This window comes from Neoroseomonas rubea (genome assembly GCF_016106015.1).
In the GTDB taxonomy this organism is placed as follows: domain Bacteria; phylum Pseudomonadota; class Alphaproteobacteria; order Acetobacterales; family Acetobacteraceae; genus Neoroseomonas; species Neoroseomonas rubea.
This window is the reverse complement of sequence record NZ_JACADQ010000036.1, coordinates 1-23512: the sequence shown is the minus strand read 5'-3', so window position 1 is coordinate 23512 and position 23512 is coordinate 1. Positions and strand designations below refer to the sequence as shown.

At 71.4% G+C, this 23512-nt stretch carries 23 protein-coding genes and 1 tRNA gene; 12 read left to right on the top strand and 12 right to left on the bottom strand.

All coding sequences use genetic code 11. The features are described from left to right. Positions 1 to 188: 188 nt before the first annotated feature. The gene (locus HW577_RS06530) at positions 189 to 1343 is read right to left on the bottom strand and encodes an aminotransferase (RefSeq protein ID WP_198375327.1); all 1155 of its coding nucleotides are present in this window, start codon (positions 1341 to 1343) and stop codon (positions 189 to 191) included. Between the two features lie 243 nt (positions 1344 to 1586). After that, positions 1587 to 2174, bottom strand: a complete 588-nt coding sequence (locus HW577_RS06525) for a DNA-3-methyladenine glycosylase family protein (RefSeq protein ID WP_198375326.1) — start codon at positions 2172 to 2174, stop codon at positions 1587 to 1589. A gap of 272 nt (positions 2175 to 2446) precedes the next feature. On the opposite strand from HW577_RS06525, the gene HW577_RS06520 reads away from it, so the two are divergent. Both HW577_RS06520 and HW577_RS06515 read left to right on the top strand, forming a co-directional pair. Continuing rightward, entirely contained in the window at positions 2447 to 3163 is a 717-nt protein-coding gene (locus HW577_RS06520) for a response regulator (protein WP_198375325.1), read from the top strand. Beyond that, entirely contained in the window at positions 3156 to 4502 is a 1347-nt protein-coding gene (locus HW577_RS06515) for an ATP-binding protein (RefSeq protein WP_332837490.1), read from the top strand. Before HW577_RS06520 ends, HW577_RS06515 begins: the two co-directional genes overlap by 8 nt. A 2-nt stretch (positions 4503 to 4504) precedes the next feature. Here the strand turns inward: HW577_RS06515 and HW577_RS06510 are convergent, their stop codons facing one another. The 6 genes from HW577_RS06510 to HW577_RS06485 form a co-directional block, all read right to left on the bottom strand. Then, positions 4505 to 6265, bottom strand: a complete 1761-nt coding sequence (locus tag HW577_RS06510) for a Tad domain-containing protein (RefSeq protein WP_198375324.1) — start codon at positions 6263 to 6265, stop codon at positions 4505 to 4507. Continuing rightward, entirely contained in the window at positions 6262 to 6891 is a 630-nt protein-coding gene (locus HW577_RS06505) for a TadE/TadG family type IV pilus assembly protein (RefSeq protein WP_198375323.1), read from the bottom strand. The genes HW577_RS06510 and HW577_RS06505 overlap by 4 nt, the downstream gene beginning before the upstream one ends. Then, entirely contained in the window at positions 6878 to 7432 is a 555-nt protein-coding gene (locus HW577_RS06500) for a TadE/TadG family type IV pilus assembly protein (RefSeq protein WP_198375322.1), read from the bottom strand. Before HW577_RS06500 ends, HW577_RS06505 begins: the two co-directional genes overlap by 14 nt. A 391-nt stretch (positions 7433 to 7823) precedes the next feature. Then, on the bottom strand, positions 7824 to 9611 hold the full coding sequence (locus HW577_RS06495; protein WP_198375321.1) for a pilus assembly protein TadG-related protein: 1788 nt from the start codon (positions 9609 to 9611) through the stop codon (positions 7824 to 7826). Continuing rightward, entirely contained in the window at positions 9611 to 10240 is a 630-nt protein-coding gene (locus HW577_RS06490) for a TadE/TadG family type IV pilus assembly protein (protein ID WP_198375320.1), read from the bottom strand. The genes HW577_RS06495 and HW577_RS06490 overlap by 1 nt, the downstream gene beginning before the upstream one ends. Further along, entirely contained in the window at positions 10227 to 10781 is a 555-nt protein-coding gene (locus HW577_RS06485) for a TadE/TadG family type IV pilus assembly protein (RefSeq protein WP_198375319.1), read from the bottom strand. Before HW577_RS06485 ends, HW577_RS06490 begins: the two co-directional genes overlap by 14 nt. A gap of 203 nt (positions 10782 to 10984) precedes the next feature. Here HW577_RS06485 and HW577_RS06480 point away from each other — a divergent pair, with 203 nt between their 5' ends. Next, entirely contained in the window at positions 10985 to 11548 is a 564-nt protein-coding gene (locus HW577_RS06480; RefSeq protein ID WP_198375318.1) for a LemA family protein, read from the top strand. A gap of 18 nt (positions 11549 to 11566) precedes the next feature. After that, complete coding sequence (locus tag HW577_RS06475; protein WP_198375317.1) at positions 11567 to 12730, top strand: M48 family metallopeptidase; 1164 nt, start codon at positions 11567 to 11569, stop codon at positions 12728 to 12730. 73 nt (positions 12731 to 12803) lie between these two features. Here the strand turns inward: HW577_RS06475 and HW577_RS06470 are convergent, their stop codons facing one another. The 3 genes from HW577_RS06470 to HW577_RS06460 are packed head-to-tail and all read right to left on the bottom strand — an operon-like array spanning position 12804 to position 15122. Then, complete coding sequence (locus tag HW577_RS06470) at positions 12804 to 13448, bottom strand: aspartate/glutamate racemase family protein (RefSeq protein ID WP_198375316.1); 645 nt, start codon at positions 13446 to 13448, stop codon at positions 12804 to 12806. Continuing rightward, on the bottom strand, positions 13445 to 13873 hold the full coding sequence (locus HW577_RS06465; RefSeq protein ID WP_198375315.1) for a hypothetical protein: 429 nt from the start codon (positions 13871 to 13873) through the stop codon (positions 13445 to 13447). Before HW577_RS06465 ends, HW577_RS06470 begins: the two co-directional genes overlap by 4 nt. A gap of 22 nt (positions 13874 to 13895) precedes the next feature. Beyond that, positions 13896 to 15122 (bottom strand): MFS transporter, encoded by a 1227-nt coding sequence (locus HW577_RS06460; RefSeq protein WP_198375314.1) that lies wholly within the window; start codon positions 15120 to 15122, stop codon positions 13896 to 13898. 138 nt (positions 15123 to 15260) lie between these two features. Here HW577_RS06460 and HW577_RS06455 point away from each other — a divergent pair. From HW577_RS06455 to HW577_RS06425, 7 genes are all read left to right on the top strand, one after another. Further along, positions 15261 to 15336: transfer RNA gene (locus tag HW577_RS06455), tRNA-His, on the top strand. 69 nt (positions 15337 to 15405) lie between these two features. Then, entirely contained in the window at positions 15406 to 16191 is a 786-nt protein-coding gene (locus HW577_RS06450; protein WP_198375313.1) for an SDR family NAD(P)-dependent oxidoreductase, read from the top strand. Between the two features lie 147 nt (positions 16192 to 16338). Then, a complete protein-coding gene (locus HW577_RS06445) occupies positions 16339 to 17706 on the top strand; it encodes a CmpA/NrtA family ABC transporter substrate-binding protein (protein WP_198375312.1) in 1368 nt (455 codons plus the stop codon). A 3-nt stretch (positions 17707 to 17709) separates the two neighbouring features. Then, on the top strand, positions 17710 to 18558 hold the full coding sequence (gene ntrB, locus HW577_RS06440; protein ID WP_198375311.1) for a nitrate ABC transporter permease: 849 nt from the start codon (positions 17710 to 17712) through the stop codon (positions 18556 to 18558). A 4-nt stretch (positions 18559 to 18562) separates the two neighbouring features. Continuing rightward, on the top strand, positions 18563 to 19426 hold the full coding sequence (locus HW577_RS06435) for an ABC transporter ATP-binding protein (RefSeq protein WP_198375310.1): 864 nt from the start codon (positions 18563 to 18565) through the stop codon (positions 19424 to 19426). 26 nt (positions 19427 to 19452) lie between these two features. Beyond that, positions 19453 to 19935: a cyanase gene (cynS, locus tag HW577_RS06430; protein WP_198375309.1), complete on the top strand. Its 483-nt coding sequence runs from the start codon at positions 19453 to 19455 to the stop codon at positions 19933 to 19935. Between the two features lie 58 nt (positions 19936 to 19993). Beyond that, a complete protein-coding gene (locus HW577_RS06425) occupies positions 19994 to 20803 on the top strand; it encodes an aspartate dehydrogenase (protein WP_198375308.1) in 810 nt (269 codons plus the stop codon). A gap of 115 nt (positions 20804 to 20918) precedes the next feature. Here the strand turns inward: HW577_RS06425 and HW577_RS06420 are convergent, their stop codons facing one another. Beyond that, positions 20919 to 22520: an alkaline phosphatase D family protein gene (locus tag HW577_RS06420; protein WP_198375307.1), complete on the bottom strand. Its 1602-nt coding sequence runs from the start codon at positions 22518 to 22520 to the stop codon at positions 20919 to 20921. A 151-nt stretch (positions 22521 to 22671) separates the two neighbouring features. On the opposite strand from HW577_RS06420, the gene HW577_RS06415 reads away from it, so the two are divergent. Further along, positions 22672 to 23512 (top strand): Bug family tripartite tricarboxylate transporter substrate binding protein (locus HW577_RS06415; protein ID WP_198375306.1); only part of this gene is annotated, 841 nt, incomplete at its 3' end.

The following is a 23512-nucleotide window of genomic DNA, read 5'->3' as shown; positions in this document are numbered from 1 at the left end:
AGGTCATCCGATCCTTGCCTCCGCGGCTGCGCGGATGGCCGGGTCGGGCGGTGCGGGGCGCGGCGCGGGGCGGCGGAGCGGCGGGGGCATGGCGGCTCAGCGACGGCCGGCAGCCATGGGGCGGCAGGTCATGCCGCCTATCTAGCGTTCCGATATCGATACGAACAAGCGCGCCCGATCACACCGGATCAGAGCCGGGCGGGGACCTCCGCGATCACCGATTCCTCGGCATTGGCGAAGGCGAGGCGCAAGTGCCGCTCCTGCCCCGGCCCGAAGAAGGGGCCCGGCAGGCCGAGGAGCCCGCGCTCGACGGCGAGCGTCTCGGCCATGGCGACGGCCTCGGCCGCATCCTCCGGCAGGCGGAGATAGGCGAAGTAGGCGCCGAGCGCATCCAGCCGCCAGCCCGGCAATTGCCCTGCGGCGCGCCGGAAGGCGTCGGCGCGCGCGGCCATGATGGCGCGGTTGCCTTCGCGCCAGTCCACCAGCGCCGGCACCGCCCAGGCGAGGGCCGCCTGGGCGGCGCGCGGGGCGCAGATCTGCATGGTGTCGAGCGCCTTCATCAGCGCAGCGCGGAAGGCGGGGCCGGCCGCGATGGCGGCGACGCGGTGCCCCGGCACGCAATAGGCCTTCGAGAAGGAATAGAGGTGGATGACGTTGTCCCGCCACGCCGCGTCGGCGAAGAGCGCGTGCGGCGGGGACTGCGCGGGGTCGAGGAAGTCGCGGTAGGTCTCGTCCAGCACCAGCCAGGCGCCATGGCGGCGGGCGAGGTCGGCGAAGGCGGCGATGATGGCGGGCGGATAGACCGCGCCGGTCGGGTTGTTCGGGCTGACGAGGACGATGGCGCGCACGCCGTCCATCATGCGCGCGGCGCGGTCCGGGTCGGGGATGAAGCCATCTTCCGCCCGGCATTCGAGCGGCACGCAGGGAATGCCGAGGGCCGAGAGTGCCATGCGGTGGTTGAAGTACCAGGGCGCGGGCAGCATCACCGCTTCCCCCGCGCCGGCGAGCACCGTCATCGCCATGGTGAAGGCGAGGTTGCCGCCGGAGGTGATGGCGATGTCCGCGGTGTCGATGCGCGCGGCGTAGGCGCGCGACATGTCCTCGGCGAGGGCTGCGCGCAGCGCGGGTTCGCCGTCGATCGGCCCGTAGGAGGAGGTGGCCGTGCTGCCCGCGCAGGCGGCGAGTTTCGCGAGCAGGTCGTCATGCGGCGGGTATCCCGGCACGGCCTGCGTCAGGTCGAGCACGCGCCCCGCGCGGCCGTCGTATCGCGAGGCCCAGGCGCGGACGGAGGGGATGGGTGGTTCTGACGTGGCGCCGATGCGTGGCGAGAGCGGGAACTGCATACGCGCTAGGGAACCACCCCTGTCTGGCGCCGTCCATGTGCGAGGGCGGGTGATGGGTACCGAGGGCCTTTCGGCCCTCGGCGGGGAGGTGCGGAGGGGCGGCGCCCCTCCGTTCGCGCGTGGTGGGGCCTTTCGGCCCTCGGCGGAGAGGTGCGGAGGGGCGGCGCCCCTCCGTTCGCGCGTGGTGGGGCCTTTCGGCCCTCGGCGGGGAGGTGCGGAGGGGCGGCGCCCCTCCGTTCGCGCCTACGGCGCCTCGCCCGCCGGCCGTCCCGTCGCGTGCCGCCAGTGATGCCAGAGCAGCCGCGCCGCGAGCGACCGCCAGGGCGACCAGGCCGTGGCCATCTCGACCAGCGCCTTGGGCTTCGGCCGTTCCGGCAGGTTCTTCAGATGCGCGACCCCCGCGGCGAGCGCGACGTCGCCGGGCGGGAAGACATCGGGCCGCTCGAAGCCGAACAGCAGGTGCACCTGCGCCGTCCAGGGCCCGAGGCCGGGGATGGCGGCGATGGCGGCGATCGCTTCCGCGTCGGGTGCCGCGCGCAGCGCGGGCAGGTCGAGCCGCCCTTCAGCCACCGCGGATGCGAGTGCGCGCACGTGCGAGACCTTCGGCCGCGACAGGCCCGCGCCGCGCAGCGCGTCGTCGTCGAGCGCCAGCAGCCCGGCCGGGTCGAGCGCGCCGGGGAGCGAGGAGAGCCGCCCCCAGATCGCGGCTGCGGCCTGGTTGCTGATCATCTGGCCGCAGATGGTGCGCAGCAGGCCGGGGAAGCCGGGATCGCGCCGTCGCCAGGGGAGCGGACCGGCGCGCGGCTCGATGCCGGCGAAATCGGGGTCCATGCGCCCGAGTTCGGTGATGCCGTCGCGTGCCCAGTCGGGCGGGGGGGAGGCGGCGGGCGCCGTGGGAAGCGCACCCGCCGCCTCGGGGGAGCCGTGCCCGCGGGGGAGGCGGCGGGCATCGGTCCGTGGCGAAGAACGTAGGGCGCGCATGGCCCGAACGAAGCCCGCTTCACGCCTGGATTGCAACGCTCGGCAACAGCCCGCGCGCCGGTTACGGAAAGATACTCGACCGCCCCCGTGAACGCCGGCGGAACGGGCCCATTGTAACAGCCATGGAGCCCGCACCGCATATCCTGGTCGTCGACGACGACCGCGAGATCCGCGACCTTCTCTCCCGCTTCCTGGAAAAGCAGGGGATGCGCGTCACCGCCGCGCGCGATGCGCGGGAGGCGCGCAAGGCCTGGCCGCTCGGGCGCTACCACCTCGTGGTCCTGGACCTGATGATGCCGGGGGAGCCGGGGCTCGACTTCGCGCGCTGGCTGCGTTCGCAGTCCGACGTGCCCATCGTGATCCTGACCGCGATGGGGGAGGAGACGGACCGCATCGTCGGGCTGGAACTGGGCGCGGACGACTACGTCGCGAAGCCCTTCAACCCGCGGGAGTTGCTCGCGCGCATCCGCGCCGTGCTGCGCCGCGCGAGCGGGGAGGGGCCGGCCAAGGAGCCGCCGGCGAAGGTCATCCGCTTCGCGGGCTGGACGCTGGAGCCCGCGCGGCGGCGCCTGCTGAACCCGGACGGGGCGGAGGTGTCGCTGACCGGGGGCGAATACGAATTGCTGCTGGTGCTGGTCGAACGCCCCAACCGCGTGCTGACGCGCGACATGCTGATGGACCTGCTGCGCGGCCGGCAGGCCGGGCCCTTCGACCGGGCGATCGACGTCGCGGTCTCCCGCCTCCGCCGCAAGCTGGAGGATGACGGGCGCAATCCGAACCTGATCAAGACGGTGCGCGGCGGCGGCTACGTGCTTGCGGCGACCGTCGAGCGTGGCTGAACCGCGCCGCCGGATCGGCCTGCCCGCGAGCCTCGGCGGGCGGACCGCCTTCTGGCTGATCCTCGCGCTGATGCTCGTGCAGGCGGCGGGGCTGACGATCCATGCGCTGGACCGCGTCGACCTGCAGCGCTTCATCCAGGCGCGGGAGATCGCGGGCCGCGCCTTCGGCGCCTGGCGCACGGCGCTGCTCTCCCCGCCCGACCGGCGGGCGCAGATGCTGGGGGACCTTGACCTGCCCGACGGGCTGACGGTTGATCTCGACCGGGAACCGGCGGTGCGGGTGGGCGCGCCGCCGCCGCCGCCGCATGTGATGCGGCTGTTCCGGCTGGACCTCGTGAACAGCGGGCCGCCGCGGCTGCGCCCGCGGGAAGTGCGGCTCGGCGCGCTGCCCCCGGGCGGCTTCGCGGCGGCGCTGCGCCTGCCGGACGGGGAATGGCTGAACATCCGCGTCAGCATGCCGCCGCCGCGGCCGTGGCATTCGGCGACCTTCCTCGCCGCCTTCGCGGTGATGACGATCGCCGCCGTGCTGCTGATCATCTGGGCCGTGACGCGGCTGATGCGCCCGGTGCGGCTGCTGGCCGAAGCGGCCGACCGGCTGGGGCGGGACGTGAACGCGACGCCGCTGCCCGAGACGGGCCCGTCCGAGGTCGCGACGGCCGCGCGCGCCTTCAACCTGATGGCCGAGCGCATCCGCCGCTTCGTCGCCGATCGGACGCAGATGCTGGCGGCGATCGGGCACGATCTGCGCACGCCGATCACGCGGCTGCGGCTGCGCGCGGAGTTCATGGACGACGACGAGCAGCGGCGGAAGATGCTCTCGGACCTGGATGAGATGGAGCGGATGATCGCCGCGACGCTCGCCTTCGCGCGCGACGACGCGGCGGCGGAGCCGGCATCGCCCATCGACCTCGCGGCGCTGTGCCGGACGGTCGCCGACGAGGCGACGGATGCGGAACCCGACAAGGCCGACAACATCTCCTATGCCGGACCGGACCGGCTGGTGGTTCGCGCGCGGCCGGTCGCGCTCAAGCGGGCGCTCGCGAACCTTGTCGGCAACGCGCTGGCCTATGGCGGTGCAGCGCGGTTGATGCTGGCGCCGCCGGAAGGCGGGCTGGTGCGGCTGACGGTCGAGGATGACGGGCCGGGCATCCCCGACAGCGAGCTGGAGGCGGTCTTTGCGCCCTTCCGGCGGCTCGAGGGCAGCCGGAACCGCGAGACGGGCGGGACGGGGCTCGGCCTGACCATCACGCGCAACATCCTGCGCGCGCATGGCGGGGACGTGGTGCTGCGCAACCGCCCGGGCGGCGGGCTCGCGGCGGTGGCGAGCCTGCCGGTGTAGGGCTACTGCACCAGGCGCAGGCTCGCGAGCTGACCCGCGATGGTGCGGAAGGCGAGGTTGAGCGCCTCACGCGTGGGGCTGCGGAAGTAGCCGAAGTTCTCGCGCGGGTCGGTCGCGCAGTTGCGGTACAGGTCCTGCGTTGCCATCGAGAGGTTGTTGTTCGGGTCGAAGACGACCGTATAGATGGTGATCCCCCGGGCGCGGATCGCCGCGCACAGGCGCGCCATGCGCGCGTTGATCTCGGCGGTTCCCTGCGCGTTGTTGTTGATGGTCGGCCCAAGGCGCTCCTCGGACAGGCGCCCATAGGCCGTGCGGTCGGCGTCGTCGTTCGTGATGTGCGCGCCGCCGCCGCCGACCGTGCGCCAGGGCCAGTCCGCGACCGTCGGCAGGGTCGCGACGGCCGGGTTGTTGGTCACGCAGCGCGGCGTGCCGCCCGTCGTGTTGCAGCGGCCGGGCGCGCCGTCCGGAAAGTCGAACCAGTTGTTCTCGCCATCCGTCATCAGCACGATCGCCTTGGTCATGGCGCGCGTGCCGTAGTCGAGCGGCAACTGCTGGCCCTCCCGCTGCTCGGTCAGCGCCCAGTCCGCGCGCCAGAGCGGGGAGAGCGTGCCCCAGCCGATCTGCAGGCCGAGATTGGCCATGGTGCCGCCGCGATGGGTGTGACGCAGCGCGTCGATCTGCGCGAGGATCGGATCGCGATCGCGCGTCAGCGGCAGGACCGCGCGCGGGCAGCCGAGGTTGGGGCCGCGCGCCTCGTTGCCGCGCGCCTCGTCCTGCGTGTCGGTGCCGGGGGCCTCGGGGTTCGGCTCCCACACCGCGTCGCTCCAGGCGGCCGTGCCGTTCGAGACCACGTTGCCGCCGGCACCGGGGATCCAGGGATTGTCGCCGCGGTTGACCGGCACGTCGGTCGCAAGGGGCGCAGACGTCCTGATCACGTTGCCGCCGCGGCGGACGAAGAAGTTGCCGGTCGGGTTCCCGTTCACCACCTCCCGGCTGTACTCGTAGCGGTTGGACGCCCAGAAATGCGGCCGGAAGCGCACGGTGCTGGGCGGCGTCTCGGTCTCGTCGAAGGCACCGCCGTAGTTGTTGCCGACGCGCGCCTCGACGCAGCCGCGCCAGACGGTGGGCAGGTAGTTCGCGGTGTTGAGGCTGCCGGCCTGCAGCCAGGATTCCCGGTTCCGGCCGATGTTCACAACCGCCGTGTAGGGCACGACCGACACCCACAGGTTCGGCTGGCGATCCTCCCCGGCGTAGAGGATGTCGATCAGGTCGCGCGCGGCGGTGCGCAGCGCCTGGATGTTGGTGACGCCCATCGAGCCCGTGACGTCGAGCACGAGGGAAAGTTCGAGCCCCGTGCCCTGGCGTTCGGCGACCGCGCTGTCGGTGATCGGCGTGTTGCCGCGGTTGATGATGGAGAAGAGCGTGGTGGGCACCGTCGCGGTGCCGGTGACCTGCACGCGGTTGGTGCCGATCAGGGTGATCGTCGGGTCGCCGATCGTGGCGCCCATGTAGTTGAAGTTCAGGCCGTTCTGCGAAATGTTCGCCCAGTAGATGGCCTGCACCTGCGCGTTGCGGTCGGCCTCGGGCAGGGCGAGCTGGCGCGCGGCGACGAGGCTTGCGGCGTCGATCGCCGTCTTGAGCCGCGCATTGACCATCCAGATCCGGGTGAGGTCGACGGCGAGCCCGGCGAAGCCGATGACGGCGACGGCGACCACGGCGCTGAGCGCGGCGATGGCGCCGCGGCGGTTCGGCAGGCGCATCATGTGCAATCCCTGGCGTTGGAATTGGTCGGGCGCTGCTGCAGGCGCGTCGGCTCGGCCGAGCGGGAGAGGAACATGGTGACGCCGCGCAGCGTGTTCGGCAGGGCGGTGCCGATCAGCCCGGCGCTGATCTGCCAGGGCTGGACGATGGCGTAGACCTCGGTCGCGAAAAGCGTCTGGCCATCCGGGATGGTGAAGGCCTGGCCGGCGCGGCCGCGGATGGCGGGTGTCGGCGTCGCCTCGGAGCCGAACAGGCTCCTGGTGCTGACATTGCCGGTGCGGACCTGCCAGTCGAGCCGGTTGGCGTTGTTGTTGCGGCTCATCGCCGTGACGATCATGGCGCCGCCGGTCGCCGAATTGACGTCGATGACGCCGCCGGCGATGCGCTCGGCATGGCTCCAGAACTGGGATGTGTCGCCGGGCGTGGTGATGCGGGAGCATTGGGAGACGATCTGTCCGATCTGGACGGCGATCATCTCCATGCGGATCTGGGCGCGGAAGACGCGCACGAGATCGGCGGTGGCCAGCAGGATGAGGAAGAAGACGGGCGCCATGAGCACGAGCTCGGAGCCCGCGATGCCGCGGCGCCCGGCGATGGCGCGGGCGAGGCCCCGCCTAGCAGGTGGCATTCTCGAAGGGCTCATTCTTGATCACGATCGTGGTCTGGTGCGTGAAGCCGTTCGTTCCCCAGAAGCTCGCGGCCACCGGACCGGTGATGAAGGGCTGGCGATAGCGGATCGTGTAGGAGGTGATCTGCCCGCCGGCACCCGCGCCCGTCGTCCCGTTGCCGGTGATGCTGCCGACATTGCCCCAGGTGGCCGTGGTGACGGTCAGGTTGGCGCCCGCGCGGATGAGGCCGCCGGTGGAGGAGGAGACGAGCCAGGCGATGCCGGTGGAGCGGCAGGTGGGCAGGTCCGTCGGGGCGGTGCCGCCGCGCTGCCATTCCGGGATGCTGTCGGTCCCGGTCGCGCCGAAGCGGCTGGCCTTGAGCGCGGCATGGTCGAGCGCGGCACTGGTCGCCAACTGCCAGGCGGCTTCCATGGTCCCGATGATGAGGACGAAGAAGGGGCCGCCGACCAGGGCGAATTCGAGAGCGGTGGCGCCGCGGCGGTTCCGCAGGAAGCGGCTGAGGCGCGAGGGCTTGGCGGGCGGCGGGGCTGGGGGGGGCATGTCGGGCGCGCTCAATTTGGAGACAATCACGTAGAATTTAACGTTCTGCACTAGAAAGTGAATCGCGGGTAAATGTCAAGCGAGATCGGTAAGAAAATCCAGTAATCGCGCGGGATTCCGCGCCAGATTGATCACAAAATCGTGTTCCCGAGGGGCCGCCAAGATCCGGGCGCCGCACGCCGCCTCCCTCGCGGGGACCGGCGACGGGGGGCAGCGGATCATCCCGGATCCGCCGCCGTGTCCATTTTTATGGATCGAACGCTTACGGCAGAAGGGCCGATCGGTGCCGGAACCTGCCCGGCGGCGGGCCGGCGGCGCGCCCGGCCAGGGGCGTCAGGCCATCCGTGCACGGGTCGATCGCGCCTGCGGATGGCCGGGGGCGCGGCGGGTGCTACTCGACCAGGCGCAGGCTTGCGAGCTGGCCCGCGATGTTCTGGAAGGCAGCCAGCAGGTCCGCCTGGGTCGTGGAGACGAAGAAGTTCTCGGGCGCGCTGGCGCAGCCGCGATAGAGGTCCTGGATCTCGGTCGTGGGGGCCGCCTGGAACACGACAGTGTAGATGACGATCCCGCGCGCGCGCATCGCCGCGCACATCCTGGACATGCGGGCGTTGAGCTCGTCATTGGCGAGGTCGTTCGTGGTGATCGCCGGGCCAAGCCGCCGTTCGCTCAGCCGGCCATAGGCCGACACGTCGCGGTCGTCATTCGTGATCACCTGCCTGCTGCCCGACGTCGCCTGCCGCCACGTATGGCCGGCGGACGAAGGCAGAGTGGCGAAGCCCGGGTTCGACGTGACGCAGGCGACGAAGCCGGTATCGGCCAGCGCGACGCCGCTCGTCCAGCAGCGGCCCGGCGCGCCCTCCGGCACGTCGGCCCATTGGTTCTCGCCATCGGTCATCAGCACGAGCGCCTTGGTCATGGCGCGCGTGTTGTAGTCGAGCGGCAGCGTCTGCCCCTCCCGCTGTTCGGTCAGGCGCCAGTCGGCACGCCATTGCGGCGAGAGCGTGCCCCAGCCGAGCTGCAGGCCGAGATGCGCCATGGTGCCGCCGCGATGGGCGAGCCGAAGTGCGGCGATCTGTTCCAGGATGGGCGTGCGGTCGCGCGTCAGCGGCAGCACGGCGCGCGGGCAGCCGAGGTTGGGACCGCGCCCGAGGTCGCGGCGCAGGACGTCCTGGTCGTCCGTGCCCGGATCTGCCGGGTCGAGTTCCCAGACCGCGCTGCTGAAGGGGACCATGGTGCTGCTGTTCGCGACCACCGTGCCGCCCGCGCCGGGAATCCAGGGATTGTCGCCGCGGTTGACCGGGATGTCGGTCGCGAGCGGCGGGAAGGGCACGCTGACGATGCTGGAGCCGCGCCGAACGATGACCTTGGTCGCGTCGTTCGGGTCCCGGCTGTAGTCGTAGCGGTTCGAGGGCACGAAATACGGCCGGAACGGCATGGCGCTCGGCGACGTCTCGGTCTCGTCATAGGCGCCGCCGCCGTAGTTGCTGCCGACGCGGGCCTCGACGCAGCCGTGCCAGATGGTGGGCAGGTAGTTCGCGGTGTTGAGGCTGCCGGCCTGCAGCCAGTCTTGCCGGTCGCGCCCGATATTGACCACCGCCGCATAGGGCGCGACCGAGACCCAGAGGTTCGGGCGGCGCTCCTCCCCGTTGTAGAGGGTGTTCACGAGGTTGGTCGCCGCCTGGCGCAGCACGGCGATGTTGCGCTCAGCACCCACCGACGGGGCGGTCTCCATCGAGCCGGTGACGTCAAGCACGAGGGCGAGTTCGAGCCCCGCGCCCTGGCGCTCGGCGACCGCGCTGTCGACGATCGGCGTATCGCTGCGGTTGATGATGGAGAAGAGCGTCGTCGGCACGCTCGCCCTCCCGGTCACCCGCACGCGGTTGGTGCCGATCAGCTCGATCTCCGCATCCTGCACCGTTGCGCCGAGATACTCGGCGTTCAGGCCGTTCTGCGAGAGGTTCGCCCAGTAGATCGCCTGCACCTGCGCGTTGCGGTCGGCCTCGGGCAGGGCGAGCTGGCGCGCGGCGACGAGCGCAGCGGCGTCGATCGCCGTCTTGAGCCGCGCATTGACCATCCAGATCCGGGTGAGATCGACGGCGAGGCCGGCGAAGCCGATGACAGCGACGGCGAGCACGGCGCTCATCGCGGCGATGGCGCCGCGGCGGTTCGGCGGGCGCATCAGGTGCAATCCCTGGCGTTGGAATTGGTCGGGCGCTGCTGCAGGCGCGCCGGCTCGGCCGAGCGGGAGAGGAACATGGTGACGCCGCGCAGCGTGCTCGGCAGGGCGGTGCCGATCAGCCCGGCGCTGAGGGTCCAGGGCTGGACGATGGCGTACACCTCGGTCGCGAAGAGCGTCTGGCTTTCCGGGATGGTGAAGGCCTGGCCGGCGCGGCCGCGGATGGTGGGTGTCGGGGTCGCCTCGGAGCCGAACAGGCTGCTGGTGCTGACGTTGCCGGTGCGGACCTGCCAGTCGAGCCGGTTGGCGTTGTTGTTGCGGCTCATCGCCGTGATCATCATGGCCCCGCCGGTCGCTGTATTGACGTCGATGACGCCGCCGGCGATGCGCTCGGCATGGCTCCAGAACTGGGATGTGTCGCCCGGCGTGGTGATGCGGGCGCATTGGGAGACGATCTGTCCGATCTGGACGGCGATCATCTCCATGCGGATCTGGGCGCGGAAGACGCGCACGAGATCGGCGGTGGCCAGCAGGATGAGGAAGAAGACGGGCGCCATGAGCACGAGCTCGGAGCCCGCGATGCCGCGGCGCCCGGCGATGGCGCGGGCAAGGCCCCGCCTAGCAGGTGGCATTCTCGAAGGGCTCATTCTTGATCACGATCGTGGTCTGGTGCGTGAAGCCGTCCGAACCCCAGAGGCTCGCCGCGACGGCTCCCGTGATGAAGGTCTGGCGATAGCTGATGACGTAGGAGGTGATCTGGCCGCCATTGCCGGCGCCCGCGGTGCCGTTCCCCGCAATCGTGCCGAGGTTGCTCCATGCCTCGGTGGTGACGGTCAGGTTGGCCCCGGAGCGGATGAGGCCGCCGGTGGAGGCGGAGACGAGCCAGGCGATGCCGGTGGAGCGGCAGGTAGGCAGGTCCGTCGGGGCGGTGCCGCCGCGCTGAAATGCGGGGATGCTGTCCGCGCCGATCGCACCGAAGCGGCTCGACCGGAGCGCGGCGTGGTCGAGCGCGATGCTGGTCGCCAACTGCCAGGCGGCTTCCATGGTCCCGATGACGAGGACGAGGAAGGGACCTGCGACGAGGGCAAGTTCGAGCGCGCTGGCCCCGCGCCGGTTCCGGAGGCAGCGTGGCAGACCGGGCCGCCTGCGGGCGGGCGGCGCTGAGGACGGCATCTACGATCGCCCCTGTGCGGATGACCCCATGACGAAACGGTCAAGGATCGTTCCCGAATAGCAACACAAGGGCGAAAGGGGAATGCGCGGCCCCGATCGCTCACGGGCAGTTGATTCGAAGGCGCGGCCTCACCGCACGCCCTGGCGCGGGGACGAAAGCGTATTAGTCTGCTGCCCGGCGTCGCGTGGAAGGGCAGAGCACCATGGAATGGGTCATCCTCGGCATCATCGCGGTGCTCGTCGTCTGGCTCGTGGTGGTCTACAACCGCCTCGTCGCGTTGCGGCAGGCGACCGGCCAGTCCTGGTCGGATGTCGACGTCCAGCTGAACCAGCGCCACGACCTGATCCCGAACCTGGTCGAGACGGTGAAGGGCTATGCGGCGCACGAAAAGTCGACGCTCGATGCCGTGATCCAGGCGCGCAACGCCGCCGTGACCGCCCAGGCGCAGGGCCCGGCGGCGGCGGGGCCGGCGGAAGGCGCGCTGGGTGCGGCGCTCGGCCGCCTGTTCGCCCTGTCGGAAGCCTATCCGGATCTCAAGGCGAACCAGAACTTCCTCGGGCTGCAATCCGAACTGTCCGATATCGAGAACAAGCTCGCCGCCGCGCGGCGCTTCTACAATGCGTCGGTCGCCGAATACAACGCGATGACGGAGAGCATCCCGGCCGTCTTCTTCGCGAAGTCGATGGGCTTCCAGCAGCGCGGCTTCTTCGAGATTCCCGAAGCCGAGCGGGCCGCGGTGCAGGCGACGCCGCAGGTCCGCTTCTAGCGGGCGAGGGCCCGCGCCATGCAGGCCTTCGGCCTGCGCACCCATGCGTGGAACACCGCCTGGCGGTCGATGCTGCTGCTGGCGGGCTTCCCGCTGCTGCTCGCGCTGATGGCGCTCGGCCTCGGCCTGGTGTTCGGCAGCGAGCAGCGCGACCTCGGCCGCGCCTTCGGCAATGCGCTGCGCAACCTGCCCGCCCTGTATGTCATGGCCTGGGGTGTGGCGATCATCTGGTTCGCGATCGCCTATGCGGCCCACAACAAGATCCTCGACTGGGCGACCGGCGCGCGGCCGGTGACGCGGGCGGAGGAACCGCGGCTGTGGAACCTGCTCGAGAACCTCGCCATCTCGCGCGGGATGCGCATGCCGCGGCTGGCCATCATCGAGACGCCGGCGCTCAACGCCTATGCGGCGGGGCTGACGCGGGAGAGCGGGTCGGTGACCGTCACGCGCGGGCTGACGGAGGCGCTCGACGACCGGGAACTGCAGGCGGTGCTCGCGCATGAGCTCGCGCATATCCGCAACGGCGACGCCCGGCTGGGGTTGATCGCGGCGGTCTTCGTGGGCGTCATCTCGCTCGGCTTCGACATGATGACGCGCACGCGGCGCGTGGCGCGCGCGGGGAACGCATCATCCTCCTCCTCCGACAGCGGCTGGCGGGTGAACACCAATTCGCGCAACGCGGGCGCGGCGGCGCTGATCGGGCTGCTGATGATCGGGCTCGCCTGGGGGCTGGCCGCGGTGCTGCGCATGATGCTCTCGCGCAACCGGGAATTCCTCGCCGATGCGGGGGCGGTCGAGCTCACCTCGGATCCGGACGCGATGATCTCGGCGCTGCGCAAGGTGGAAGGCCGCGCCGACATGCCCGATGTCTCGCCGCAGGTGCGCGCGCTGTTCCTCGAGGATGCGACGGATTCGGCGCTCTCCTCCCTGATGGCGACGCATCCGCCCATCCCGGATCGCGTCGCGGCGCTGGTGCGCTTCGCCGGCGGGCGCGACCCCGGGCCGATGGAGCAGCCCGCGATCGCGCAGGACGAGACCCCGCCCTGGGCGCAGCAGGCGGCGGAGGCGGATGAGACGGTGCGCATCGGTCCTGCGGCCGCCCCGCCGGCCGCCGCCGGCCCCTGGTGGCAGGGGCCGGCGCGGCCGGGCAGCGGGGAGTCGCCCTGGGGCAAGCGCGGCTAGCGCGGCCTCGTGCCATCCGCACACGGGACCAAACCTGCGTGCGGCTGACAGTCGTCCCTTCCTGCGACGGGACTCAGCCGCCCAGCAGCCGCTTCATCTTCAGCACCGCGCTGTCCGGCGTGGTCAGCACGGGCTTGCCCGTCACCTGCTCGACCAGCGGCTTGGCCCGCGCCAGGCTGAACTGGCCGAGCGCGATGGCGTCGCAATCGGCGAGATCCTTCGCCGCCTCCATCGCCAGCCGGTCATGCGTGGCAAGGTCCCCGGCATCGAGGGCCGCGAGCCCGCCCTCGGCCACCTTTGGCACCACGGTGATGCCGGGCGGGAATTCCGGCGTCATGGACGGAATGGTGCCCTGGAAGGTGACGAGCAGGCCGATGCGCCTGCCCTTGGTCACCGCTTCCTCGATCATCGCCTCGTTCGGCTTGAGCACGGGCATCGGCGCGAGGTCGGCCGCGCAGGCCTCGATGCAGGGGCCGAAGGCGGAACAGGTGAAGAGGATGCCGTCCGCGCCCGTGCCGGCCGCGTAGCGCGCGAGCGTGAGGAAGCGTTCCGTCATCCGCGGCGTCAGCGCGCCGTCGCGCGCGAGGTCGGCCGAGAGGCTGTCATCGAGCAGGTTCATCAGCACCTGGCCCGGCCAGAGCCGCGCGAAGGCGGCTTCGATCGGCGGCGGGGAATGGCGCAGGGCGTGGATCAGGGCGATCCGCTTCGGACGGCTCATCGGTTGGGGCTCCCGCAACGGCGGAGGGTGGAAGGGAAGTCCCGGCAGTTCGGGAATTCGATCTCGTCCGGCCCCAGGCGCCGGACCTCGAGGATGTCCGGCCCGCCCTGGCAGCCGAAGGCGGCGTCCGGCGGCATCCGGCCGCCCGGGGCGGGCACGAAGCGGAAGGTCGCGCCATCCTCGCGCCCGGCGACCGTCTCGATCAGCCGCTGGCGATAGGCCGGGTCGAGCATGCCGGTGCGCAGCACCACTTCCCGCGTGAAGATCACGCTGGGCTGGGCGGTGCAGCGCGCGCCCTCGGTCTCGCCCGCGGGAAAGAGGCCGCCGGTCCAGGAGCCGAACAGCCATTCATGCGGCATGGGCTGTTGCGCGGCAGCCGGGGCGGCGGCGAGCATGAGCGCGAGGGCGCAGGCGAGGCGTCGCATCGGCGTGTCTCCTTCCCGTCGTTCAGGCGGCGGCGAGCGCGGGGCGCGGCCCGTCGCGCACCGGCAGGTGCACGATCGCCGCAAAGGCCGCCGCCAGGATCCCGAAGACCCACATCAGGTCGTAGGACCCGGTGCGGTCGAAGACCAGTCCGCCCAGGAAGGCGCCGGTGAAGCCGCCGATCTGGTGGCCGAGGAAGACCAGCCCGAAGATGGTCGCGAGCCAGCGCGTGCCCCAGTTGCGCGCGCAGAGCGCGACGGTGGGCGGCACGGTGGACAGCCACAGGATGCCCATCAGCGCGGCGAAGATCATCACGCTCGTCGTGGTCTTCTCCATCAGCAGGAAGGCGGTCATCAGCACGCCGCGTGCGGCGTAGATGCCCACCAGCAATTCCCGCCGCTTCCACCGTTGCGTCAGCTCGCCCGACATCAGCGAGCCCGCGATGTTGAACAGCCCGATCAGCGAGATCGCCCCGGCGCCGACATAGAGCGGCAGCCCGCAGGAATGCACGAAGCCCGGCAGGTGGACGGTGAGGAAGGAGACATGCACGCCGCAGACGAAGAAGCCGAAGAACAGGCACCAGAAGGACGGGTCGCGGAAGGCGCGCGACAGCGCGGCGCCCGCCGTCTCGTTGTCCGCCGCGGCACCCGCCGCGGGCTTGGCCGGCTGGTCGGCCAGCGGCATCGCCAGCGGGATCATCAGCAGCGCCGCGAGCGCCATGGCGACCAGCGCCCATTGCCAGCCGAAGCCCGCGATGCCGAGCCCGGCGAGCGGCACCACCAGGAACTGCCCGGCCGAGGACCCCGCCGTGCCGAGGCCCACGGCGCGGCCGCGCTTTTCCTCCGGCAGCATGCGCGTCAGGCTAGCGATGATGGTGGGCATCCCCGCGGCCGAGACCGCCACGCCCATCACCACGCCGGCGAAGAAGGTGAAGAGCGGCAAGCCGTCCGACAGCGCCATGCCGAGGATGCCCGCGGCGTAGAGCAGCGCCCCGCCGATGATGACCTTTCGCCCGCCGAAGCGGTCGGCCAACTGCCCCGTCAGCGGCTGGGAGACGCCGTTCAGCAGCACCTGCAGCGCGATGGCGAAGGCGAAGCCCGAGGCCGTCCAGCCATGCGCGGCCGTCATCGGCGCGAGGAACAGGCCGAAGGATTGCCGCAGGCCCATCGCCAGCATGGCGCCGCCGACCGCGCAGGCAATGAGCAGGCCGGCGGGAAGCGCGAGGCTGCGGGTGTGGCTGGGTGCGCTCATGCGGGGCTCCTGTCGCGGCGCACCATGTCAGACCGGCGCGGCGGGGCACAACCGGGGCGCCCGCGCGGGTCTGCCATGCGCGTGGCCGCCGCGGTTGACGGGACAGGGGTCGCGGCCGTATTCCCCGCCCTCTCGGTGGCGGCCATAGCTCAGTCGGTAGAGCGCCAGGTTGTGGTCCTGGATGTCACGGGTTCGAGTCCCGTTGGTCGCCCCATTCCCCCTTCCTTGCGATGCGCTGGCCTTCGGGCAGGATGCGCGCGCTCATTCCAGGGGGAACGCATCCATGCACATCACGCTCAATGGCCGCGGCGCGCTGATCACCGGCGGATCGAAGGGGCTGGGCCTCGCCATGGCCAAGGCCTTCGCGCAGGCGGGCGCCAATGTCGCGGTCGTCGCCCGCGGGGCGGAATCGCTGGCGCAGGCCGAGGCCGAGCTGCGCGACGCCGCGCCGACCGCCAAGGTCGCGGCGATCGCCGCGGACATCCGCACGCCCGAAGGCTGCGCCCAGGCCTATAACGGCGCCGTCCGCGCGATCGGCCAGGTGGATATCCTGGTGAACAATGCCGGCACCTCCCAGCGCGGCCCGTTCCTCGAGGTGACCGACGCGCTGTGGCAGGACGACCTCGACCTGAAGCTGTTCGCCGCCGTCCGCCTGTCCCGCCTGGCGCTGCCGGGGATGCGGGAGCGCAAGTGGGGGCGGATCATCAACGTGCTCAACATCGGCGCAAAGGCGCCCAAGGCGACGAGCACGCCGACGAGTGTCTCCCGCGCCGCGGGCATGGCGCTGACCAAGGCGCTGGCGAACGAGTTCGCCCCCGACAACGTGCTGGTGAACGCGATGCTGGTCGGCATCATCGAGAGCGACCAGTGGGTGCGCCGTCACGCCGCCGACAAGCGCAACATCACCTGGGAGGAGTGGAAGGCCGAGCAGGGCAAGCCCGTCCCGCTCGGGCGCATCGGCAAGGCGGAGGAGTTCGCCGCCATGGCGCTGCTGCTGGCGAGCGAGCAGTGCGGCTACGTGACCGGCACGGCGATCAACGTGGATGGCGGGGCGAGCCCGGTGGTCTAGGGCTCATTGCTCGAATTTTGGTCATTTTGACCTGAAGGGCGGCAGGTAGCCCGGCGTTTCGGGCGCGTCATGCCGCTTCCGTGGGCGGCACGGGGATTGCTCACCGGGCCGCGCCGGCCATCTCTCGCCGGCAAGCGGGAGGCAGCCATGGCGCGGATCTTCGACAACCCCTTCTCGGCGGACAGCCGCCTCGACGGCTGCGGCTGCGGTCGCGCGCATGCGCCGGGCCTGGCCTGCGAACCCGCCGCCGCCGTGCCGGCCGACGGCACGGGCGCGCTCGGCGAAGCGGCCGAGGTCGCGGTGATGAAGGCGGTCTTCCCCGAAGACCAGACCCGCCGGGCGCTGCTGCGCCTGTTTGGCGCCGGCACCGTGGTCGCCGCGATCGAGAGCGTCTTCCCGCTCGCCACCGCGCGCGAGGCCCTGGCCCAGGCGGCCGGCGCGCCGGAGAAGCGCGACCTCAAGATCGGCTTCATCCCCATCACCTGCGCCACGCCCATCATCATGGCGCATCCGATGAACTTCTATTCGCGCCACGGCCTTAACGTGGAGGTGATCCGCACCGCGGGGTGGGCGGTGATCCGCGACCGCGCCATCGCGCGCGAATACGATGCCGCGCACATGCTGGCGCCCATGCCGGTCGCGATGAGCCTCGGCGTCGGCGTGGCGCAGCCGCAGCCCTTCGCGGTCGCGGCGATCGAGAACATCAACGGCCAGGCCATCACGCTTGCGACCAAGCACCGGGAAAAGCGCAACCCGCGCGACTGGCGCGGCTTCCGCTTCGCCGTGCCCTTCGACTTCTCGATCCACAACTACCTGCTGCGGCACTATCTCGCGGAACACGGGCTTGACCCGGATCGCGACGTGCAGATCCGCGCCGTGCCGCCGCCCGAGATGGTCGCCAACCTGCGCGCGGACAACATCGATGGCTACCTCGGCCCCGATCCCTTCAACCAGCGCGCGGTCTTCGACGGCGTGGGCTTCATCCACATCCTGACCAAGGAGTTGTGGGACGGTCACCCCTGCTGCGCCTTCGCCGTGCCGCGCAGCATGATCACGGACACGCCCAACACCTTCGCGGCGCTGATGCGCGCGATCGTGGAGGCGACGGCCTATTCCCAGAAAGCCGAGAACCGGCGGGAAGTGGCGCAGGCCATCGCCGGGCAGAACTACCTGAACCAGCCGCCCACGGTGGTCGAGCAGGTGCTGACCGGCACCTTCGCCGATGGGCTGGGCCGCGTGCAGCGCGTGCCGGACCGCATCGGCTTCGACCCCTTCCCGTGGCACTCCATGGCGATCTGGATCATGACCCAGATGCGCCGCTGGGGGCAGTTGCAGCGGGATGTGGACTACGCGCAGGTGGCCTCCCAGGTGTTCCTCGCGCTCGATGCCGGGCGGGCGATGCGCGACCTCGGCCTGCCCGTGCCGGCGAGCCCGATGCGCACCGAGACCATCATGGGCCGCGCCTTCGACCCGGCGAACCCGGGCGCCTGGACCGAGCGCGCGATCCGCGCCTGACCCATGCCGGCACAGGTTCCCTTCTGGCGGGCGGCGGCGCTGTCGCTGCTGATCCTCGCCGCCTTTCTCGCCGCCTGGGAAGTGGCGGTGATGCCGCGCGCTGGCAGCGGGCCGGCGATCGACCCGGAATACGCCGCGCTGCTCGGGCAGGCGGCCGCACAGGGCGGCACCACGCCCATGCCGGGGCCGTCGGCGATCTTCGTGCGCCTCGTCGAGCTGCTGTCCGATCCCTTCTACGTGCGCGGCACGAACGACCAGGGGATCGGCGTGCAGATCGCCTATTCGCTGCTGCGCGTCGGCGCGGGGTTCGGGCTCGCCGCGCTGGTGGCCATCCCGCTCGGCTTCCTGATCGGCATGTCGCCCCTGCTTAATGCCGCGCTCAATCCCTTCATCCAGGTGCTGCGGCCGGTCTCGCCGCTCGCCTGGATGCCGTTGGCACTCTACTCCATCAAGGACAGCGCGATCTCCTCGATCTTCGTCATCTTCATCTGCTCGGTCTGGCCGATGCTGCTGAACACGGCCTTCGGCGTGGCGTCGGTGCGGCGGGAATGGCTGAACGTGGCGCGCACGCTGGAAGCGGGCACCTGGAAGACGGCGATCCGCGTCATCCTGCCCGCGGCGGCACCCACCATCCTGACGGGGATGCGCATTTCCATCGGCATCGCCTGGCTGGTGATCGTGGCCGCCGAGATGCTCGTGGGCGGGACGGGCATCGGCTACTGGGTGTGGAACCAGTGGAACAACCTCTCCATCGCCGACATCGTCATCGCCATCCTGATGATCGGGCTGGTGGGGCTGGCGCTCGACCGGCTGCTGGGCCTCGTCGCCCAGGCCGTGGCCTGGCGGGAGTAGGGCGATGAGCAACCAGTATGTGAGTGTCGAGGCCATCGCCCGCCGCTACGGCCCCACCACCATCTTCGAGGATGTCTGGTTCGGCATCGACCGCGGCGAATTCGTCTGCCTGGTCGGCCATTCGGGCTGCGGCAAGACGACGATCCTGAACATCCTCGCCGGGCTCGAGGGCCCGACCGAGGGTGCGGTGATCGTGGACGGGACGGAGATCTCCGGCCCCTCGCTCGACCGCGCCGTGATCTTCCAGGGCCATGCGCTGATGCCCTGGATGACGGCGACGGGGAATGTCGCCTTCGCGTTGTCCTGCCGCCACCGCGGCTGGTCGCGGGCACAATGCGATGCCGCGGCGCGGGAGGCGCTGAAGCGCGTCGGCCTCGGCCATGCGCTGGACCGCAAGCCGGCGGAACTCTCGGGGGGCATGAAGCAGCGCGTCGGCATCGCCCGCGCGCTGGCGCTGAACCCCAAGATGCTGCTGATGGACGAGCCCTTCAGCGCGCTGGATGCGCTGACGCGCGGGTCCCTGCAGGATGAGGTCGCGCGGCTGGTGACGGAAACCCAGCAGACCGCCTTCATGATCACGCATGACGTGGACGAGGCGATCCTGCTCGCCGACCGCATCCTGCTGATGTCCAACGGCCCCGGCGCGCGGATCGCGGAGGTGGTGGTCAACACCCTGCCCAAGCCACGCACGCGGGCGAACCTGCATCACATGCCGGGCTACCACGCGCTGCGCGACCATGTGCTCGACTTCCTGATTAGCCGGTCCGCCGCCTTCGACGCCAAGGCGCCGCCCGCGGGCTGGGCGCCGCGCGCCGTGCCCGAAGTCCGCCCGGCCATCGAGACCCCGCCGCCGCTCGCGGCGGAATAGCCACCCCGACCCCAGGAGAGAACGCTATGACCCGTGCTCAACTCACGGAGAAGATCCTCGACATCAAGCGCGAGAAGAACTGGACCTGGAAGTACATCTGCGAGGAGATCGGCGGCGTCGCGCCGACCATGATCGTGGGCGCGCTGCTCGGCCAGATGAAGCTCGTCAAGCCGCTCGCGAAGAAGGCCGCGACGCTGTTCGGGCTTTCCGAGGTCGAGGAGCGGATGCTGAACGAGGTGCCCTATCGCGGCACCGCCATGCCGCCGACCGACCCGCTGATCTACCGCTTCTACGAGATGGTGATGGTCAACGGCCCCGCCTGGAAGGCGCTGATCGAGGAGGAGTTCGGCGACGGCATCATGTCCGCCATCGACTTCGACTTCCATTTCGAGCGCATGGCGCATGAGAAGGGCGACCGCGTGAAGATCGAGATGACCGGCAAGTTCCTGCCCTACAAGTACTACGGCGCGGAGCAGGGCATCCCGGCCTACGGCTTCAAGGAGGAGTGACCCTTCTGCCGCGTCGCCGGCCGTGGTAACGCGCCGCCCTCATTGAGCGGAGGGACGCATGGCGAAGGAACTCACGGTCGGCATCGCGGGGCTCGGCGCGATCGGGCTTCATCTCGCCCGCGCGCTGGATGCCGGCGTGCAGGGGCTGCGCCTCGCCGCCGTCAGCGCCCGGGACCTCAAGAAGGCGCAGGCGAATGTCGGCGGCTTCAAGGTCCCGCCGATGGTCGTCACCAATGCCGAGCTCGCCGCCTGCGATGTCGTCGTCGAAGCCGCCCCCGCCGCGGCCTTCGAGGAGATCGCGACGGCGGCGATCGAGGCCGGGCGGATCTTCGTGCCGTCCTCGGTTGGCGCGCTGCTGCCGCGCATGCACCTGGTGGACCGCGCGCGGCAGACCGGCGCGCGCATCATCGTCCCCACCGGCGCGCTGCTCGGCCTCGATGCCGTGCGCGCCGCGGCCGAGGGCGAGGTGGAGAGCGTGACGATCGAGACGCGCAAGCCGCCGCGCGGACTCGAAGGCGCGCCCTATCTCAAGAAGAACAACATCGACGTCGGCGCCATCACGACCGCCACGCGCGTCTTCAAGGGCAACGCCTTCGACGCGGCGCAGGGCTTCCCGGCCAATGTCAATGTCGCGGCTGCGCTCGCGCTGGCGGGCATCGGGCCCGAGCGCACCATGGTCGAGATCTGGGCCGACCCGGCGCAGACGCGCAACCAGCACACGATCCGCGTCGAGGCCGCCTCCGCGCGGCTGACCATGACGATCGAGAACGTGCCGAGCGAGGAAAATCCCCGCACGGGCAAGATCACGCCGCTGTCGATCCTGGCCTGCCTGCGCGGCCTGACCAGCACGTTGAAGGTCGGGTCCTGAAACTCGCGGGGGGAGAAGGGAACTTCTCCCCCCGGCCCCCCCCTCAACCTTCTTTGTCTCCTGGGGGGCTGACAGTGGAGGTCAGTCTCCGAACGACGGAGCGTCCGGGGGAGGTTCATCCTCCCCCGGCCTTCACCCCCGCTTCGCCCGCCTCCACCACGAACCGTGCGGCCGTCTCCCGTGGCGCGCCGTCCCGCGTCACGAAGGGCAGGCTGACGAAGTCCATCGCAAGGCGCCGCGCCGTCGCCTCGCCGACGCAGTAGCCGCGGCGCCGGTGGAACAGGGCGATGTCCGGGTTGCGGCGCAGCAGTTCCTCCCCCGCGCGCGTCATCTCCGCGCCGTCGCCTTCGCTCGTGATCGATGTCGCGGTGAATTCGCTCGCGACGGGCGCGCTTGCCGTATCCTCCGGACGGCGGCGGATGGTCGCGGCCAGCGCCACATGCACGTCGCCCGAGAGGATGACGGGGTTGGGCGTGCGCCGTTCCGCCATGGCGTCGAGCAGCCGCTGCCGCGCCGCCGGGTAGGCGTCCCACTTGTCCATCGCGATACCGCCGTCGCGAAACTCCCGCCGCATCATCGGGACCTGCTGCGCGAGGATGTTCCAGCGCGCGGGGCTTCCCGTCATGCCCTCGATCAGCCAGCGTTCCTGCGCCGTGCCGAGCATCTGCGCATCGGCGCGGAACACCTCCTCGCAGGCGCGCTTGACGCCGTCGCCGCAGGGCTGGTCGTCGCGGAACTGCCGCGTGTCGAGCACATTGACCCGCAGCAGCCGCCCGTAGTCGAGCCGCCGGTACGCCGTGATATCGGCCCCGCGCGGCAGCGCGGCGCGGCGCACCGGCATGTGCTCGTACCAGGCCTGGAAGGCCGCGGCCTTGCGGAGTGCGAAGACCTCCGGCGGCACGGCCACGGGGAAGCGGCCGCGGCCATCCTCCTCGCTGTGCGGGCCGGCCCAGTTGTTGTCGACCTCGTGGTCGTCGTAGCTCGGCAGGAAGGCGTGCGCGGCGTGCGCTGCCTGCAGGTCGGGGTCCGTGCGGTATTGCGCGTAGCGCTGGCGATAGTCGGCCAGGCTCATCGTCTCCCCGCCCAGATGCCCGCGCACCACGGGACCCCAGCCGCCCTGTCCGGGGCTGCGGCCGGCATATTCGTAGATGTAGTCGCCATAGTGGAAGACGAAGTCGAGCTCGGGCTCGGCGGCGATGTGCCTCCAGGCGGTGAAGTGACCGTGCTCGTAGTGCTGGCAGCCGGCGAGCGCGAAGCGCAGCCGGGCCGGCGTCGCGCCGGCGGCGGGCGCGGTGCGGGCCTGGCCCACGGCGCTTTCATGCGCGCCGGCGCGGAAGCGGTAGAACCAGGGCCGCCCGGGCGGGAGGCCCGCGACCTCCACATGGACCGCATGGGCGAAGCCGGGCTCCGCGATGGCGGTGCCGCGCGCGGCGATGCGCGCGAAGCGCCGGTCCTCGGCCACCTCCCACGCCACGGGCACGGGGGAGGGCGGCATGTCGCCATCCGCCTGCAAGGGCTCGGGGGCGAGGCGTGTCCAGATGACGAAGCCGTCCGGCCAGGGATCGCCGCTGGCGACGCCCAGGGTGAAGGGAAAGCGGGCGGTCGCGGGCTGGGCGCGCGTGGCGGGGGCGAGCGCCGCGAGTGCGGCAAGTCCCGTCGCGCCGCGCAACAGGCCGCGGCGCGAGAGGTCCAGGATGTGGCGGCCGATGCTGTCCATGCCGGAAGGGTCCTGATCGTCGCGCGGCATCCTGCCCGTTGCGGGGCCGGGCCGGGGTGAAGCCTGCGTGACCTCGCCACGCCCGCCGGCCCTTCCGGCCGGCACGCGGACATGCCCAGACTGGGCCGCCAAGGAAAGGGAGGATCCGCCGATGACCGCCAGCCGCCGTGCCCTGCTCGCCGCCCCCGCGCTGCTGCTCACCCCGCGCGCGGCACGGGCGGCCTTTCCGGACCGGCCGGTGCGCATCGTCGTGCCCTTCGCGGCCGGCACCTCCTCTGACCTCCAGGCGCGGATGATCGGGGAGAGGATGGCGCCCGTGCTCGGCCAGCCCGTGATCGTCGAGAACCGCGCCGGCGGCGGCGGGACGGTGGGCGCGGATGCCGTCGCCAAGGCGGCGCCGGACGGGCACACGCTGCTGCTCGGCTCGAACGGGCCGCTGACCAACGCGCCAGTGCTTCAGGCGCGGCTCTCCTACGACCCGGCCAAGGACTTTGCCGCGATCGCCATGATCAGCCGCAGCCCGGTGACGCTCTCGGTGCGCGCCGACAGCCCCTACAGGACCGTGGCGGATGTGCTGGCGGCGGCCCGTGCCCGGCCCGGGGCGCTCGCGATCGGCTCCTCCGGCCAGGGGAGTGCGACGCACTTCCTGATCGAGCAGGTGATGGCGACGGCCGATGTGCGATTCACCCACGTGCCGTACCGAGGGTCCTCGATGTCGGTGCCCGACGTGATCGCCGGGAACATTCCGCTGGTGATGGCGGAGATCTCCACCGTGCTGCCCACCTGGCGGGGCGGGCAACTTCGCATTCTCGCCATGTCCTCGGCCGGGCGGATGCCGATCGCACCCGAGGTGCCGACGCTGATCGAGAGCGGGCTGGACCTGACGGGCGGCTCCTGGGCGGGGCTCGTCTCGGCGGCGGGCACGCCGGCGCCGGTGGTGGCCGCGCTGGCGGCCGCCGTGCGGCGGGGGCTGGCCGACCCCGCCTACCGGG

What these genes read in the sequence shown, in the direction of transcription:
- HW577_RS06510 (WP_198375324.1), bottom strand. Translation starts at nt 6,265, where the DNA reads ATGATGCGCCTGCCGAACCGCCGCGGCGCCATCGCCGCGCTCAGCGCC.
- HW577_RS06435 (WP_198375310.1), top strand. Translation starts at nt 18,563, where the DNA reads ATGAGCAACCAGTATGTGAGTGTCGAGGCCATCGCCCGCCGCTACGGC.
- cynS (WP_198375309.1), top strand. Translation starts at nt 19,453, where the DNA reads ATGACCCGTGCTCAACTCACGGAGAAGATCCTCGACATCAAGCGCGAG.
- HW577_RS06525 (WP_198375326.1), bottom strand. Translation starts at nt 2,174, where the DNA reads ATGGACCCCGATTTCGCCGGCATCGAGCCGCGCGCCGGTCCGCTCCCC.
- HW577_RS06500 (WP_198375322.1), bottom strand. Translation starts at nt 7,432, where the DNA reads ATGCCCCCCCCAGCCCCGCCGCCCGCCAAGCCCTCGCGCCTCAGCCGC.
- HW577_RS06530 (WP_198375327.1), bottom strand. Translation starts at nt 1,343, where the DNA reads ATGCAGTTCCCGCTCTCGCCACGCATCGGCGCCACGTCAGAACCACCC.
- HW577_RS06470 (WP_198375316.1), bottom strand. Translation starts at nt 13,448, where the DNA reads ATGAGCCGTCCGAAGCGGATCGCCCTGATCCACGCCCTGCGCCATTCC.
- HW577_RS06490 (WP_198375320.1), bottom strand. Translation starts at nt 10,240, where the DNA reads ATGCCACCTGCTAGGCGGGGCCTTGCCCGCGCCATCGCCGGGCGCCGC.
- HW577_RS06460 (WP_198375314.1), bottom strand. Translation starts at nt 15,122, where the DNA reads ATGAGCGCACCCAGCCACACCCGCAGCCTCGCGCTTCCCGCCGGCCTG.
- HW577_RS06425 (WP_198375308.1), top strand. Translation starts at nt 19,994, where the DNA reads ATGGCGAAGGAACTCACGGTCGGCATCGCGGGGCTCGGCGCGATCGGG.
- HW577_RS06505 (WP_198375323.1), bottom strand. Translation starts at nt 6,891, where the DNA reads ATGCCACCTGCTAGGCGGGGCCTCGCCCGCGCCATCGCCGGGCGCCGC.
- HW577_RS06520 (WP_198375325.1), top strand. Translation starts at nt 2,447, where the DNA reads ATGGAGCCCGCACCGCATATCCTGGTCGTCGACGACGACCGCGAGATC.
- HW577_RS06450 (WP_198375313.1), top strand. Translation starts at nt 15,406, where the DNA reads ATGCACATCACGCTCAATGGCCGCGGCGCGCTGATCACCGGCGGATCG.
- HW577_RS06465 (WP_198375315.1), bottom strand. Translation starts at nt 13,873, where the DNA reads ATGCGACGCCTCGCCTGCGCCCTCGCGCTCATGCTCGCCGCCGCCCCG.
- HW577_RS06445 (WP_198375312.1), top strand. Translation starts at nt 16,339, where the DNA reads ATGGCGCGGATCTTCGACAACCCCTTCTCGGCGGACAGCCGCCTCGAC.
- HW577_RS06475 (WP_198375317.1), top strand. Translation starts at nt 11,567, where the DNA reads ATGCAGGCCTTCGGCCTGCGCACCCATGCGTGGAACACCGCCTGGCGG.
- HW577_RS06420 (WP_198375307.1), bottom strand. Translation starts at nt 22,520, where the DNA reads ATGGACAGCATCGGCCGCCACATCCTGGACCTCTCGCGCCGCGGCCTG.
- HW577_RS06480 (WP_198375318.1), top strand. Translation starts at nt 10,985, where the DNA reads ATGGAATGGGTCATCCTCGGCATCATCGCGGTGCTCGTCGTCTGGCTC.
- ntrB (WP_198375311.1), top strand. Translation starts at nt 17,710, where the DNA reads ATGCCGGCACAGGTTCCCTTCTGGCGGGCGGCGGCGCTGTCGCTGCTG.
- HW577_RS06485 (WP_198375319.1), bottom strand. Translation starts at nt 10,781, where the DNA reads ATGCCGTCCTCAGCGCCGCCCGCCCGCAGGCGGCCCGGTCTGCCACGC.
- HW577_RS06495 (WP_198375321.1), bottom strand. Translation starts at nt 9,611, where the DNA reads ATGCGCCCGCCGAACCGCCGCGGCGCCATCGCCGCGATGAGCGCCGTG.